General features: G+C 69.6%; 11 protein-coding genes. 7 read left to right on the forward strand and 4 right to left on the reverse strand.

Annotated elements, in window-relative coordinates; all coding sequences use genetic code 11:
- Window positions 1–209 precede the first annotated feature (209 nt).
- Window positions 210–941, forward strand: coding sequence for a hypothetical protein (locus tag FNV62_RS03285; protein ID WP_225900118.1), 732 nt, complete (start codon window positions 210–212; stop codon window positions 939–941).
- Between the two features lie 76 nt (window positions 942–1,017).
- Here FNV62_RS03285 and FNV62_RS56945 read toward each other — a convergent pair whose 3' ends face one another.
- Together FNV62_RS56945 and FNV62_RS03295 are read right to left on the reverse strand one after the other, a co-directional pair.
- Window positions 1,018–1,137: a dihydroxyacetone kinase subunit DhaK gene (locus FNV62_RS56945; RefSeq protein ID WP_240361126.1), complete on the reverse strand. Its 120-nt coding sequence runs from the start codon at window positions 1,135–1,137 to the stop codon at window positions 1,018–1,020.
- A gap of 43 nt (window positions 1,138–1,180) precedes the next feature.
- The gene (locus tag FNV62_RS03295; protein ID WP_144314631.1) at window positions 1,181–2,428 is read right to left on the reverse strand and encodes an RNA-guided endonuclease InsQ/TnpB family protein; all 1,248 of its coding nucleotides are present in this window, start codon (window positions 2,426–2,428) and stop codon (window positions 1,181–1,183) included.
- 451 nt (window positions 2,429–2,879) lie between these two features.
- On the opposite strand from FNV62_RS03295, the gene FNV62_RS03300 reads away from it, so the two are divergent.
- Window positions 2,880–3,338, forward strand: a complete 459-nt coding sequence (locus tag FNV62_RS03300; RefSeq protein ID WP_144314632.1) for a pyridoxamine 5'-phosphate oxidase family protein — start codon at window positions 2,880–2,882, stop codon at window positions 3,336–3,338.
- Between the two features lie 189 nt (window positions 3,339–3,527).
- Here the strand turns inward: FNV62_RS03300 and FNV62_RS03305 are convergent, their stop codons facing one another.
- A complete protein-coding gene (locus FNV62_RS03305) occupies window positions 3,528–4,529 on the reverse strand; it encodes a LacI family DNA-binding transcriptional regulator (protein WP_054235783.1) in 1,002 nt (333 codons plus the stop codon).
- A 390-nt stretch (window positions 4,530–4,919) separates the two neighbouring features.
- Between FNV62_RS03305 and FNV62_RS03310 the strand changes: the two genes are divergently transcribed.
- Window positions 4,920–6,254, forward strand: a complete 1,335-nt coding sequence (locus tag FNV62_RS03310) for an ABC transporter substrate-binding protein (protein WP_144314633.1) — start codon at window positions 4,920–4,922, stop codon at window positions 6,252–6,254.
- Window positions 6,255–6,295: 41 nt separating this feature from the next.
- On the opposite strand, the gene FNV62_RS03315 is transcribed toward FNV62_RS03310, so the two are convergent.
- The gene (locus tag FNV62_RS03315) at window positions 6,296–7,489 is read right to left on the reverse strand and encodes an RNA-guided endonuclease InsQ/TnpB family protein (RefSeq protein ID WP_144314634.1); all 1,194 of its coding nucleotides are present in this window, start codon (window positions 7,487–7,489) and stop codon (window positions 6,296–6,298) included.
- A gap of 155 nt (window positions 7,490–7,644) precedes the next feature.
- Here FNV62_RS03315 and FNV62_RS03320 point away from each other — a divergent pair, with 155 nt between their 5' ends.
- The 4 genes from FNV62_RS03320 to FNV62_RS03335 are packed head-to-tail and all read left to right on the forward strand — an operon-like array spanning window position 7,645 to window position 15,237.
- Window positions 7,645–8,577 carry a carbohydrate ABC transporter permease gene (locus tag FNV62_RS03320; RefSeq protein ID WP_060900113.1) on the forward strand — a complete coding sequence of 311 codons (933 nt, stop codon included), beginning with the start codon at window positions 7,645–7,647 and terminating at the stop codon, window positions 8,575–8,577.
- A gap of 47 nt (window positions 8,578–8,624) precedes the next feature.
- Complete coding sequence (locus tag FNV62_RS03325) at window positions 8,625–9,431, forward strand: carbohydrate ABC transporter permease (RefSeq protein ID WP_225900799.1); 807 nt, start codon at window positions 8,625–8,627, stop codon at window positions 9,429–9,431.
- A 41-nt stretch (window positions 9,432–9,472) separates the two neighbouring features.
- Window positions 9,473–12,208, forward strand: a complete 2,736-nt coding sequence (locus FNV62_RS03330) for an alpha-mannosidase (RefSeq protein ID WP_144316399.1) — start codon at window positions 9,473–9,475, stop codon at window positions 12,206–12,208.
- Between the two features lie 44 nt (window positions 12,209–12,252).
- Window positions 12,253–15,237, forward strand: a complete 2,985-nt coding sequence (locus FNV62_RS03335) for a glycoside hydrolase family 2 TIM barrel-domain containing protein (RefSeq protein ID WP_144314635.1) — start codon at window positions 12,253–12,255, stop codon at window positions 15,235–15,237.
- The last annotated feature ends 60 nt before the right edge of the window (window positions 15,238–15,297 follow it).

Consider the following 15,297-nt stretch of genomic DNA (forward strand, 5'->3'; position numbering starts at 1 on the left):
TAGCGTTGCTGGCTGCTCGACCTCACGTGTGAACGCGACCAGGCCCGGCGGGGCGATGGCATGTCAACTCAGGAAGACCGCAAATGGACTACTGCTCCTCGTGTCGGCGGCATCTCAACGGTGCCCTGGTATGTCCCGGATGCGGCGCCTACGCTCCGGACATCGCACCGGCCACTGCCGACCGTGGCATCGTCCCTACGTGGGTAGGCATGGCGCCGACGGGCACGGCGGTAAGCGCATCGGTGCCGTGGGAGTACTCGGCCTCGGAGGCATGGCACGACGGCCGTCCTGAGGACGAGGCAGCGGTCGCGGCCGACCTGGAAGAGGCCCCGCAGACCGACCCGTACGGCGACATCGAGGGCGCGACGCCCGCACCGCAAGGGCGGGCTGCGCGACGTCGCCAGATGGCCCGCTGGAAGAAGAACCAGCGCCGGGCCGTGGTCGCGACCGCCGTCGCGCTCGTCGGAGGCGGCCTGACCGTCGCCTCGATGGACCGGCACTCCGCCGCCCAAGCCCAGGCGGCGACAACTCCTGACGTCGCGACCATGGGCACCGCGGACGAACAGGCGACTGAGCAGCCCGGCCCGTCGTCGACACAACCTGAAACCCACGTGTCTTCACACACTCCCCCCGTGCAGTCGACCACGACCGAGCTTGCACGCCGGCAGTCCGCCGGTGCCCCGTCCCACGTCACGCCGACGAGCGCTCAGCCGTTCGCCGCCGCCTCTCCTCATCCGACGGCGGCGTCGGCGACCCCGCAGCCTCGGGCCACCTCCCCGTCCTCCGTCGCAGCGGTGCCCGACCGCACCACTACGTCGGCGCAGGAGACGTCCGCGCCTGCCGACACCGCCGGCACGACCTCGGGAACACCGCAGACGAGCCCCACACAGACACCGACTTCACCTTCACACATCTGCCTGCTCCTGGTGTGCCTCGGCTGACCGGGGCCGAACGTCTTGACCTGCTGAGGCGGGAGGTCGGCCCCCGGCCCTCCGGGCGACGAGTGTTGTCGCTCCCTCAGAACACGCGGATCGGGATCTCGGCGGGGGCGGCGAGCAGCTCGGAGATCTCGTCGTCCAGCCGGACCAGTGTGACGGAGACGCCGGCCATGTCGAGCGAGGTGCAGTACTCACCCACTTGACTTGCTCTCCCTGCTGAAGCAGGGAGATTCTGGCCTTCCTCACCGGGTGCTGTGCCGCTGCGCGGCACGAGTTCCGGTGTGGATTCCGTGGCTTCCTGCTTCTTCGCGCTGCGCCGGAACGAGTCCCGGTCTTACCTGCGCTCGACAGGCTGTCACCGCCAGTCCGGCGGCCTGTTTGACGTTCTTGGCGGCGTTGCGGTCCCGGTCGTGGACCGTGCCGCAGTGCGTGCACGTCCAGGTACGCACGTGCAGGGGTTTGGGCCCGTCCTTGACTCCGCAGACCGAGCACACCTGGCTGGTGGGCTCGAACCGGCCGACCTTCACAAAGACGCGGGCGTACCGCTGTGCCTTGTACTCCAGCATCGCGAGGAACTGCGCCCAGCCGGCGTCGTGCACGGATTTGCCGAGCCGTGTGCGCGCGAGGGCTTTCACCGCCAGGTCCTCCACCGCGACTGCTTGGCTTTCGCGGATCAACTGGGTGGAGAGCTGGTGGTGGAACTCGCGGCGGGCATCGGCGACCTGCGCATGTGCGCGGGCCACCTTCAAGCGGGCCTTCTCTCGGTTCTTCGACCGCTTCTGCTTGCGGGACAACTCCCGCTGAGCCTTCTTCAGCTTCTTCTCCGCCCGGCGCAGAAACCGCGGAGAGTCGATCTTCGTCCCGTCCGACAGGACCGCGAAATGAGTCAGACCCAAGTCGATCCCCACAGACGGCAGACCATCGGCACCCGGCATCCGCGCCAGGTCGGCGTCCGGGTCGGTCTCCACGACGAAGGAAGCGAAGAATCGCCCCGCTGCGTCCCGGATCACCGTCACGCTCGACGGGACCGACGGGAGCCTGCGCGACCAGCGCACCTTCACCTCGCCGATCTTCGGCAGAAGCAGCCGCCCCGCCTCGGTGATCTTCCAGCGGGCATTCGCGGTGAACCGGATCGCCTGGCGGGCGTCCCGCTTCGACCTGAAGCGCGGCGCCCCCACCCGTACCCCCGGGCGGGATCCTTTCAGAGACGAGAAGAAGTTGGTGTAGGCGCGCTCCACGTCCCGCAGCGCCTGCTGCAGGATGACTGCCGACACCTCGGACAGCCACTGTCGCCCGGGGCTCTGCTTCGCCTCGGTGATCAGCGTCCTCGACAGCACGCCCGCACTCGGAAACGCAGCACCCTCCCGCCGGGCCCGCTCCCGGGCGGCAACCGCGTCGTTGTACACCACCCGCGCGCACCCGAACGCCCGCGCCAGCGCAACGCGCTGACCGGGCCCCGGGTCGAGGCGGAAGGCATACCGAAGCTGCATGATCCGGACGCTAACACCCACCACCGACAACCCCGACCCGATCAGCCGAACCCAGCCACGCCGGAACACCTCTGCACTGCTGGCATACGGGCAACACCGGCCCGGACGAAGCATTCCCCGGCTCCGCCGGGCAGCCCTGCGGGCGCTCCGCGCCCACCCCGCCCGGCACCGCAACGCTCCGCGTCGCAGCCACAGGATGTGCTTCACCCCCAGGCTGAAGCCTGGATCACTGCGCAAGAAGTCCGGGAGCCTGGACTCGGGCGGCCGGGCCCACGCCCGAGGCCGGCCGGAAAGAGGGGTTACGCCGAAGCGAGCCATGCGCTCCGGGAGCTCCCTCGCAAGCACCGGCGGGTCGGTGCGGCCGGTCAGCGGCACCGTCGCCGTACCGGTGGCGACTTCGGACTGACGGTACGCAAGAAATGCCGGGCGCGCAGCGGATGTTGCTCACATCATGACTCAAGGTCCCGCACCGCGCCCCCTGTCCGACGAAGCCCTCTCCCAGCTGCTCGGCAAGCAGCAGTTCGGCACCCTCGCCACGGTCAGGCGCACCGGCCATCCCCACCTGACCACCATGCTCTACAGCTGGGACGCCGAAGCCCGCATCCTGCGGTTCTCGACGACGGCCGACCGCGGCAAGGTCGAGCACCTGCGGCGCGACCCGCATGCCGCGCTGCATGTGCACGGCGGCGATGTGTGGTCGTTCGCCGTCGCCGAGGGCACGGCATCCGTCTCCGAGATCACGACGGTTCCCGGTGACGCGGTCGGGCGGGAACTCCTCGGGATGGTCCCGAAGGACTCGAAGCCGGCGGACGAAGCCGCGTTCCTGCGGCAGTTGATCGACGAGCGTCGGCTGGTCATCCGGTTGAAGGTGGACCGGTTGTACGGCACGGCGCTCGACATCAACGCCTAGGGTCCACCGGGAGGGCGCTGGTCACCGCCACGGAGCCGACTACGGACGGGCACCGTCGGCCGGACGGGCGGCCAGTCCCTCCCTCGGCCGGACAGGCCAGTCCCACCCCCGGCCGTCCACACCGTCCCGCCCCGCTGCGTGAGCATCCCGACGCGGGGCAAACCGTGCGAGCGGCTCCGCGAACGCGGCCTACGCGGACTCACGCAGCCTGAGCTCCGCCCCCACCACCAGTTCGTCATGGCCGAGCGGATCCTCGCCGGTCAGCAGCCGCGCCGTCTGTTCCACGACGAGAGCGCCGAGCGCCCGCGTGTCCAGGGCCACGGTGGACAGCGGCGGCTCGACGAGCGCCCCCAGTTGGAGGCCGTCGAAGCCGATCACCGCGAGGTCGCGAGGAACCTCGCGTCCGAGCCGGCGCGCTCCGCGCAGCGCACCTATGGCGACGATGTCGTTGAAGGCGAACACGGCTGTCACGTCAGGGTGTTCGGCGAGCAGGTCCTTCAGCGCGCTCTCCCCGCCCTCCACGCTCTGGTCGGCGCGGCTCACCGGGCCGGCGTCGAGCCCGCAGGCGGCCATCGCGTCGGCGAACCAGGCGTGGCGGATGCTGGGCTCGGAGCGGCCCGCGTGGTCGAGCATGCCGATGTGTCGGTGTCCGGACTCGACGAGGTGCGCGATGGCCGCGCGGACGCCCTTCTCGCCGTCGATCCGGATGGAACTGAACCGTTCGGTACGGTGCTCCCGGTCGATGAGCACCACGGGCAGTCCGCGTGCCAGTTTGTCGATCTCGTCCTCGGGCTGGCTCAGATAGCCGACCACGGCGTCCACCTGGGAGGCGATCACCTGGAGTGTGCCGCGTTCCTCCTCGATGCGGTCACCCGTGTCGTACACGACGACATGCCAGCCACGGGACCGCGCCGCGTCCAGGGCGGCCGCGGCGACCTCGGTGAAGAACGGGTTGAGCAGGTCGGGGATCACCAGCCCGACGCTGATGGTGTCCTGTCGTACGAGCCCTCTGGCGAACCTGCTGGGGCGGTACCCCAGCGCGAGCGCCGCGTCGAGGACGCGCTGCTTGGTGGTGACGTCGATCTCGCCCTTGTCGTTGAGCGCCCGTGACACCGTCTGCCGGGACACTCCTGCGGTCCGGGCCACATCGTTGATCGTCACTCTGCGGGGTCCGGTCCCCGACGACGCCATCACTACCTCCGTACCTGTGTCGACGCGGGCGCGCCGTAGGGACACTGAGTATGCACCGGGCCGAAGCCGTGGTGCGACCTTGTGCGCGGGTGCTCGACGATCACGGCCGTGGTGAGGCCTTCGTCGGTGGCGCCAGGCCATCACCGGTGGTCAGCGGCGTCATGTGAGCTCTCCTTAACCTGCCGGACCCGTGGACGACTCGAGAGTCTTGACACTCGGCCGTGCCGCGGCGCAAACTCCGAATCACTTCATGTCACGCCCCCGTGAGCGCTCCCGTGAACGTTCACGTGAACGCTCACGAATCCTATCCCAACCAGAAGGCATCCCCGCCTGAGCTGTCAACGTCGACCCGCCTAGCGCCGCCGCTAGTCGTTCTCTGGAACGGAAAACATGAGCAAGACAGTCACGCGCACCCGTCTCGCCGCCGTCTCCGCGGCAGCCACTCTCGTCGCCCTCGCCGGTTGCTCGTCGTCCGCTCCGTCGGACAAGGCGTCCGCGGCCTCCTGCACCCCCGCCAAGGGGAAGGTCACCCTCCAGTACTGGAACACCGTTCCGGGCATGGACAAGGTCGTGGACCTGTGGAACAAGAAGAACCCGGACATCCAGGTCCAGACGAAGAACATCTCCAACGACCAGTACGGCACCCTCGGCAACGCCCTCAAGGCGGGCAAGGCGCCGGACCTCGCTCAGGTGGGCTACGACGAGCTCCCCGCCCTGCGCACCCAGAACGCCTTCGTGGACGCCTCGGCGTGCTCGGCGGCCACCGCGGCCAAGTCGAAGTTCGTGCCGTGGACCTGGTCGCAGACCAGCTTCGGCGGCACGGGTGTCTTCGCGCTCCCGCAGGACACCGGTCCGATGGCCCTGTACGTGCGCAGTGACATCTTCAAGAAGTACGGCATCGCGATCCCCACGACCTGGGACGAGTACGCGGCGGCGGCGCAGAAGCTGCACAAGGCGGACCCCAGCCTCGACATCACGTTCTTCGACCCGAACAACGCCGAGTGGTTCAACGGGCTCCTCTGGCAGAACAGCGCCCAGATGTACAGCTACTCCGGCGACAAGTGGCACGTCACCGTCGCGTCGGACCAGAGCAAGCAGGTCGGCGACTACTGGCAGAAGCTGATCGCCGGCAAGCTCGTGCGCACCGACCTCGCCAACGGTTCGACGCAGATGTACGCCGCGTACCAGAAGGACCAGATCGCCAGCTACGTCGGTGCCGCCTGGGGCTACAGCATGTTCCGCGACAACCTGCCCAAGCAGTCCGGCAAGTGGTCGATCGTACCGATGCCGACGTGGGGCGCGAACGGCGCCTCCGGTGACTGGGGCGGCTCGACCGTCGCGTTCATGAAGGGCAGCACGCACCTCTACGAGTCGGTCAAGTTCAACACCTGGCTGAACTCCGACCCGGAGGCGCTGGCACTGGAGAACCAGTTGGGCGGCCTCTACCCGGCGGCCGACGCGGGGCTCAAGCTGCCCGCGCTGTCGAAGGGTGTGCCGTACTACAACAACGAGAAGATCTTCGACGTCTTCGCCGACTCGTCCAGGAAGATCGACACCAACTTCGCCTGGGGCCCCACCCAGAAGACGGTGAACCTGGCACTCCAGGACGCGATGGCCAAGGCCGCGGCCGGTGACGGCACGCTGACCGACGCGCTCTCGGCCGCCCAGGCCGCCGCCCTGAAGTCGATGAAGGCCCAGGCGATCCCGGCCACGGCGGGCAAGTGACCTCGGATTGACTTCTCCCCTTCCTGAAGGAAGGGGGATTCTTACGGCTCGCGCCGTGAGGGTTTCTGCTTCGTTGCCGACTGCCCGTCCGGAGTACTCCGTTGAGATCTTACACCAGCTCCACAGACTGTCACCGCCAGCCCGGCGGCCAGAAGATTGTGCGCCGCGTTCACGTCCCGGTCGTGGGTCACGCCGCAGTCGCACGTCCAGGTGCGGATGTTCAGCGGCATCGTGTCCCGCAGGGTGCCGCAGACGGAGCACAGCCTGGAGGAGGGGAACCACCGGTCCACCGCGATCACCTCGCGGCCGTACCACTGGGCTTTGTACTCCAGCATGCTCCTGAACTCGCTCCATGCCGCGTCGCTGATGGCGCGGGCGAGCCGGTGGTTCTTGACCATGTTGCGTACGGTCAGGTCCTCGATCACGATCGTTTGGTTTTCACGAACGAGCCGAGTGGTCAGCTTGTGCAGCGTGTCGCGGCGCCGGTCAGCGATCCGGGCGTGGATCTTCGCGACCTTCAGCCGGGCCCTGGCCCGGTTCGCCGAGCCCTTCTCCTTCTTCGCAAGACGACGCTGCTGCTTGGCCAGAGCGGCACGGTCCCGGCGCTCGTGCCGGGGGTTGGCGATCTTCTCCCCGGTGGAGAGGGTCAGCAGATGGTCCAGTCCGACATCGACACCGACGGCCTGACCGGTGGCCGGGAGCGGCTTGACGGACGGGTCCTCGCACAGCAGGGAGACGAACCAGCGTCCCGCCGCGTCCTGCGAGACCGTCACGGTGGACGGGCTCGTGCCCTCGGGCAGCGGGCGCGACCACACGATGTCCAGCGGCTCGGTCATCTTCGCCAGTGTCAGTTTCCCGTCACGGAAGCGGAACGCACTGGAGGTGTACTCAGCCGACTTGCGGGACTTCTTGCGCGACTTGAACCGCGGGTACTTCGCCCGCTTGCCGAAGAAATGAGTGAACGCCGTCTGCAGGTGCCGCAGCGCCTGCTGGAGCGGCACCGAGGAGACCTCGTTCAGGTAAGCCAGTTCCCCGGTCTTCTTCCACGCCGTCAGCATCGCGGAGGTGGCGTTGTAGGTGACCCGCTCCTGACGGGTCACCCACGCCTCCGTCCGCGCGGCGAGCGCCAGGTTATAGACCTTCCGCACGCACCCGAACGTGCGCGACAGCTCCGCTGCCTGCGCATCCGTCGGACAGAAGCGGTACTTGAACGCCCGCTTCACGTGAGTGGTCACAACTCACAAACTATCGCATCAACTCGTCGCTATCTGCGGGTAATCGGCCGCGAACGACGATCCGCCCTGGCGGCGGATCGTCTTTCCCTGCCCTGCTCCGCAGGAGTCCGATTCCTCTCCGCCCCTGAAGGGCGGAGTATCCACGGAGGGGTCAGATGACCCACATCGCACCCCGCGCGGTGACGTCAGGTGGCCGCCGCCGTCCAGGCGGCGGCCCCCGGGCGGGCACCGTCATCGCGTTCCTCACCCCGTTCTTCCTGCCGTTCGTGCTGTTCTACCTGGTGCCCGTCGGCTACGCGCTCTGGCAGAGCTTCCGTGTCGTGCGCCGCACCGGAGGCCAGTACGGGACCTCGTACACGACTTTCGGTGGATTCGACCAGTACACACAGGTGTTCCAGAACAGCGAGTTCTGGAACAGCATCGGCCGCATCGGGCTGTTCGGCATCGTGCAGGTGCCCGTCATGCTGTTCGTCGCGCTGGTCATGGCGCTGCTGCTCGACACACCCCTGCTGAAGCTCAAGGCGTTCTTCCGCATCACCGCGTTCATGCCGTACGCCGTGCCCGGGGTCATCGCCGCGATCATGTGGTCGTACCTGTACTCGCCGCAACTCAGCCCCGTCGTCGACCTGTTCCAGCGCATCGGTCTGCACCCCGACTTCCTCGGTCCGGGCGCCGTGCTGTGGTCGGCGGCGAACGTCTCCACCTGGCTCTGGACCGGCTACAACATGCTGATCATGTACTCGGCGCTCCAGTCGATCCCGCAGGAGCTCTACGAGGCCGCCAAGATCGACGGCGCGACCAACTGGACGATCGCGTGGCGGATCAAGGTCCCGATCATCGCGCCGTCGATCGTCCTGACGACGGTGTTCTCGATCATCGGCACACTCCAGCTCTACGCCGAGCCGGCCGTGCTGCGCCAGATCTCCTCGAACATCTCCAGCACGTTCACCCCGAACATGCTGGCGTACGCGGTGGCCTCCGGGAACAACTACCAGCAGGCCGCGGCCATTTCGGTGGTCATCGCCGTCATCACCTTCGTCTTGAGCTTCGGGTTCATGCGACTCACCTCGAAGAAGGCGGGACTGTGAGCAACCCATCCACGATCCGCGAGAGCCGGGGCAGCCGTACGGCCGTCATGGCCCTGATGTTCCTCCTGGCCGTCTACTTCCTGTTGCCGGTCTACTTCCTGGTCGTCGCGGCGACGAAGCCGCAGGGTGAGCTCGCCACCACCAACGGGCTGGCGTTCTCGCACTTCAACCTGTTCGAGAACCTGCGCATCCTGTTCACCCGCAGCGACGGCATCTTCGGGCGGTGGGCCGTCAACACCGTCATCTACGCGGTGCTGGGCGCGGCCGTGGGCACCCTGATCTCGGCCCTGTGCGGCTACGCGCTGGCCAAGTTCCGCTTCCGCGGCAGGGAGTTCCTCTTCTCCGTCGTGCTCGGCGGTGTCCTCGTCCCGACCACCGCGCTGGCCCTGCCGCTGTTCCTGCTCTTCTCGGCGACCGGGATCGTCAACACCTACCTCGCGGTGTTCCTGCCCAGCATCGTCAGCCCGTTCGGTGTCTATCTGGCGCGCATCTTCGCCAACGCCGCCGTCCCGCAGGAGCTGATCGAGTCGGCGCGGCTGGACGGCGCGGGCGAGTTCCGCACGTTCTTCTCGGTGTCGTCCAGGCTGATGACGCCGGCCCTGGTGACCATCTTCCTGTTCCAGTTCGTGGCCATCTGGAACAACTTCTTCCTGCCGATGGTGATGCTCCAGAAGGAGTCACTGTTCCCGATCACGCTCGGCCTGTACGAGTGGAACGGCCAGACCGCCCGGGCCCCGCTGCTCCAGGAGTCCGTGATCACCGGCTCGCTGGTGTCGATCGTGCCCGTGATCATCGTGTTCATCCTCCTCCAGCGGTTCTGGCGCACCGGGCTCGCCGCCGGTTCCCTCAAGTGACCGCTCTCCCCCGCACGTCCGCACAGAAGGTCCCCCTCGCCATGCAGAACTCCGCCGTCTTCGTGCCCCATTTCCACTGGGACCGGGAGTGGTACGAGCCGTTCCAGGTGTTCCGGCACCGGCTCGTCACCGCCCTGGACACCGTGCTGGAGACGGCCGAGGCGAACCCGGACTTCCGGTTCACCGTCGACGGGCAGATGGCCGCGGTCGAGGACTACCTGGAGATGCGGCCGGAGAACCGCGACCGCCTCGTGGCGCTGGTGCGCGAGGGCCGGCTCGCCATCGGACCGTGGCTGATCCTGCTCGACGAGTTCCTCTGCTCGGGCGAGACGATCGTGCGCAACCTCCGGATGGGCTGGGACGCGGCGGAGCGCCTGGGCGGTGCGATGCCCGTCGGGTATCTGCCGGACATGTTCGGCCACATCGCGCAGATGCCGCAGATCCTCGCCCGCGCCGGGATCGAGCACGCGGCGCTGTGGCGCGGTGTGCCCGGCTCCGTCGACGGCCACGCCTTCCGCTGGCGCGCGCCGGACGGCTCCGAGGTGCGCACCGAGTTCCTCTTCGACGGCTACGACAACGGCCTCGACGTCCTGCTGGTGCCCGACCGGATCGGCCGCGCGCTCGACGACTACGCGCGGATGACGGCCGAGCGATGGGGCGGCGACCCGGTGCTCGCGATGGCCGGCACCGACCACAACGCGCCCGACCCGCGGCTCGCGGACTGGCTGCGGCGCGCTTCCGGCGAGGAGCGCGCCATCACGATCGCGACCCTCGACGAGTACATCCGCGAGCACCTGCGGGACGAGGTGTCCGCCGTCGTCACCGGCGAGCTGCGCAGCCATGTCCGCGGCAACATCCTGCCCGGCGTGCTCTCCGTCCGGCTCGGGCTCAAGCAGCGGATGGCCGTCGCCGAACGCACCGTCGACCACGCCGAGCGCGTGAACGCCCTGTGGTCCCGGCGGGACGACACGCCGTTCCTGTCACTCGCCTGGCACAAGATCATCGAGTCGACGGCGCACGACTCGGTCGTCGGCTCGGGCACCGACGAGACGTGCGACCAGGTCGACGCCCGCCTGGCCGAGGCCACGCAGACCGCGCGTGCCGTGCGGGACGCCGCGCTCGCCGAGCCCGCCGCCCGGGTGCCGAGCGACGCTCATCTCGTCGCCAACCCACTGCCGTTCGCCCGTACGGCGCTGGTCGAGGTGGACGTCGTGGCGCCACCTGCGGGAGCCGGTCTTGTCGCGACCGCCGCCGACGGCTCCACGCACTCCGTGCAGCTGATCTCGCAGGCCCCGACCGTGCTGAGCGACGAGCGCATGGACGCCTCCCGGCTCGAACGCGTCCTGCGCCGTATCCACCGCCGCGAGCTGTTCGGCCGGCTGATCGACCACTACGAACTCACCCCGAACTCGCTCGTCTTCCACCTCGCCGAGGTGCCCACCAGCGGACCGTTCGACCTGCTGATCCTGCGCCGCGAGGTCGCCGAGGCGGCCGCCGCGCACCCGGGCGAGTGGCGGGTGCTGACGGTGGAGGAGGCGCGGGCGACCGCGCTGGTGCCCGTGCACGTGCCGGCCTCCGGGCTGGCGAGCTTCCGGGTCGCGCCGAGCGAGCGCCCGTCCGCCCCGTCGGCCACCCTCGCGGATGCCACGGCGACACCTCGCGGAGTGTCCAACGGCCTGGTCGACGTCGAGGTCGCCGCGGACGGCACCCTGACCGTGACCGGCGCCGACGGCACCGTCCTGAGCGGCGTCGGCCGCCTCGTCGACGGCGGTGACCGCGGCGACAGCTACAACTACGCGCCCCCGGCACGGGACGTACTCGTGTCGGAGCCGGTGGAGACGACCGTCGACGTCCTCGAAGAGGGTCCGCTGCGCTCCCGGCTGCGGATCACCCGCGTCTACGCGTGGCCCGCCGCGCTCTGCGACGACCGCGATCTGCGCGCCGAGCGGACCGTGGCGACTCCGGTGGACACGCTCGTGGAGGTGCGCGCGGGCGAGCCGTTCGTCCGGGTCTCCACGTCGTTCCTGAACCAGTCCGCCGACCACCGGCTGCGTCTCCACGTGCCGCTGCCCGAGCCGGTGACCGTCTCCGCAGCCGCCGGTCAGTTCGCCGTGACCGAGCGCGGGCTCACCGCCGAGGGCGGCTGGGGCGAGTACCCGCTCCCGACCTTCCCGGCGGGCTCGTTCGTGTCGGCCGGACCGGCGACCGTGCTGCTCGACCACTCCAGCGAGTACGAACTCGTCGACGGCGGCACGGAACTGGCCGTCACCCTGCTGCGCGCGATCGGCTCGATCAGCGTCAACATCCACCCCCTGCGCGACGAGCCCGCGGCGAGCGAGATCCCCGCGCCGGGTGCGCAGGACCTCGGCATGCGGATCGCGAACCGCTTCGCCGTGCTGCCCTCCTCGACCGGCTGGCAGGGGGCCGACGCGGTCGCCCTCGCCGAGGAGTTCCGGGGCGACGTGCTCGTCACCCGTGGCACCGCGCCCGGCGGAGGCGACCTGCCGGACGACGCGACCGGGCTCCGGGTCGACGGCAGGGACGTCCTCGTCTCCAGCGTCCGCCGCGTCACCGACGAGGAGCGCGGGTCCGGAACCGAGGTGCGGCTGGCCGCCATGAGCGACACCGGCTCGGTCGTCCGGGTGACGGGCTCGTTCACCGAGGCGACGACGGTCGACCTGCTCGGCAGACCGCTCTCCGCGGAAGCGGAACCGTCCGGCGACGGCCTCGAACTCGCCCTCGGCCCCTGGGAGATCCGCACCGTGGTCCTCCGCTAGCCCTCGAAGAATCTCCCCGCTGCCACCAAGAAAGTTGTGACCTCTTGCCCTCCGAGCTTTCCGCGTACGTTTCGGACCCCACACCCGGGCGCGGTGCGCTACGCCCGGCGCGCTCGTGGCTGCACTCCGACGCTCCCTCGCTCTCGCTGAACGGAGCCTGGCGTTTCCGGCTCTCGCCCACGGCGTCGGTGGTACAGGACTTCGCGGCCGAAGAATTCGACGACGACGCCTGGGAGAGCATCCCGGTGCCGTCCCACTGGGTGCTGGAGGGCGATGGAGCCCACGGTCGGCCGATCTACACCAACATCCAGTTCCCGTTCCCGATCGACCCGCCCCACGTCCCGGACGAGAACCCCACCGGCGACTACCGGCGTCACTTCGCCCTACCCGCCGACTGGTCCGACGCCGAGCGGATCGTGCTGCGGTTCGACGGTGTCGAGTCGCTCTTCCGGGTCTGGGTCAACGGTGTCGACATCGGCAGCGCCGGCGGCAGCCGGCTCGTCCACGAGTTCGACGTCACGCGGGCGGTGCGTCCGGGCGACAACGTCGTCGCCGTACGGGTGCATCAGTGGTCGGCGGCCAGTTACGTCGAGGACCAGGACCAGTGGTGGCTGCCGGGCATCTTCCGCGACGTCACGCTGACCGCCCGGCCGCTCGGCGGCATCGAGGACGTCTGGCTGCGGACCGGGTTCCGCGACGGTCGCGGGCGCGTCGAGGCGGAGATCACCGCCGAGGCGTCCGCGTTCCCGGTCACCCTGCGCATCCCCGAACTCGGCGTCGAGCAGGTCTGGGCGACCGCGGCCGACGTGACGCCGGTCGACGCCGGCGAGGTGGAGCCCTGGTCGGCCGAGCGGCCCCGCCTGTACGACGCCACCGTGTCGACGGCGGCGGAGAGCATCGCGCTGCGCGTGGGCTTCCGTACGGTCGAGATCCGCGGTGGCCGGTTCCTGGTCAACGGACGTCGTGTCGTGTTCCACGGGGTCAACCGCCACGAGGCGCATCCCGTGCGCGGCCGGGTCTTCGACGAGGAGCACGCCCGCGAGGACCTGGCCCGGATGAAGCGGTTCAACGTGAACGCCATCCGCACCAGCCACTACCCGCCGCATCCACGCCTGCTCGACCTCGCCGACGAACTCGGCTTCTGGGTCGTGCTCGAATGCGACCTGGAGACCCACGGCTTCGAGAAGCTCGGCTGGGTGGGCAACCCGAGCGACGACCCGGCGTGGCGGGAGGCGTACCTCGACCGCATCCGGCGGACGGTCGAACGGGACAAGAACCACCCGAGCATCGTGATCTGGTCGCTCGGCAACGAGTCGGGTACCGGGAGCAACCTCGCCGCCATGTCGGCCTGGGTGCACGCACGGGACGCCGAACGCCCCGTGCACTACGAGGGCGACTACACCGGCGAGTACACCGACGTGTACTCCCGTATGTACGCGTCGGTGCCGGAGACCGAGCGCATCGGCACGGACGGCACGGACACGCCGCTGCTGAACTGCACCCCCGCGCAGAGCGCCCGGCAGCGGGCCAAGCCGTTCCTGCTGTGCGAGTACGCCCACGCCATGGGCAACGGGCCGGGGGCACTCGATCAGTACGAGGCGCTGGTGCACGAACATCCCCGGCTGCACGGCGGGTTCGTCTGGGAATGGCGCGACCACGGCATCCTGGCCACGGCGCCGGACGGCACTGCGTACCAGGCCTACGGAGGCGACTTCGGGGAGGTCGTGCACGACGGCAACTTCGTGATGGACGGCATGCTGCTGAGCGACGACGTCCCGACGCCCAGCCTGTACGAGTACAAGGCGGTCGTACAGCCGGTCCGTTTCGTCTTCGACGGCGACAAGGTCGCGGTGACGAACCTGCGGCACTCGGCCGACACCTCCGACCTGCGTTTTCGCTGGCGCGTCGAGCACGACGGAACGCCCGTGGACGCCGGGGACCTGGAGGTCCCGGTGGTCGCGGCGGGCGAGTCGGGTCGGGTGTCCCTCCCGACGGTCGCGGTGGCGCCCGAGGGCGAGACATGGCTGACGATCGACGCGGTCCTGGCGACCGCCTCCCCCTGGGCCCCCCAGGGCCATGTGGTGGCCACCGTCCAGTCGGACCGTTCGCCGCACATCCCCGTGCCCGCCGTCCGGCACCGCACGGGCTGGCGACCGGACACCGGAACGCTGACGCTCGGAGCCGCCGAGTTCGTGGACGGCCGCCTCGTGAGCCTGGCCGGCCGCGCCGTGACTGGACCACGGCTGGAGTTGTTCCGGGCCCCGACCGACAACGACGAGAGCCCGTCGGACGGTGTGGAGGAGAGCGACGCGAGTGTCCCGGGAGTGTCCAACGCCGAGCTGTGGCGTCGCGACGGTCTCGACCGGCTGACCGCACGTCGTGTGTCGGTGGAGCTGGCCCACGGCAAGGCGGACGCGCTGCGCACGCTCGACAAGGTCTCCGCGGCGAACTCCGCCCTGTTCGTGATGGTGGAGTCCGTCTGGTCGCTCGAAGCCGGCGAACTCGAACTCCGGGTGGAGATCGAGCCGTCGAGGGGCTGGAGCACGGTGTGGCCACGGATCGGCATCCGCTTCGACCTGCCCGACGGCGGGGCACCCGTCGACGGCGCCGAGTGGTTCGGGCTCGGCCCGTCGGAGTCGTACCCCGACAGTCTGCGGGCGGCGCGCACCGGCCGATTCTCCTCCGGCGTCGACGACCTCTCGGTCGACTACGCACGTCCCCAGGAGACCGGACACCGGTCCGGCCTGCGCCGGCTGACCCTCACGAGCACGGGCGCGGAGGTGTTCCGTGTCGAGGCCCTGCCCGACACGCACGGACGGCGGCCCGGCTTCACACTCAGCCGCCACACGCCCCAGGAACTCGCACGGGCCGGACATCCGTATGAGCTCCCCGCCTCGACGACGAGCCGTCTGACCATCGACGCGGCGCAGCACGGACTTGGTTCGCGGTCGTGCGGCCCGGACGTGTGGCCCGAGTTCGCCCTGCGCCCCGAGGCCCGCACGATCAGGCTGCGCATCACGGCGGGCTGACCTCCCAGGCTCCTGCCGACAGGGCACCGAACCGTGAGGGGTACCCGTGTCGGCCGACCG

Origin of the sequence: Streptomyces sp. RLB3-17, from assembly GCF_007113425.2 — a bacterium.
Classification (GTDB): domain Bacteria; phylum Actinomycetota; class Actinomycetes; order Streptomycetales; family Streptomycetaceae; genus Streptomyces; species Streptomyces mirabilis_D.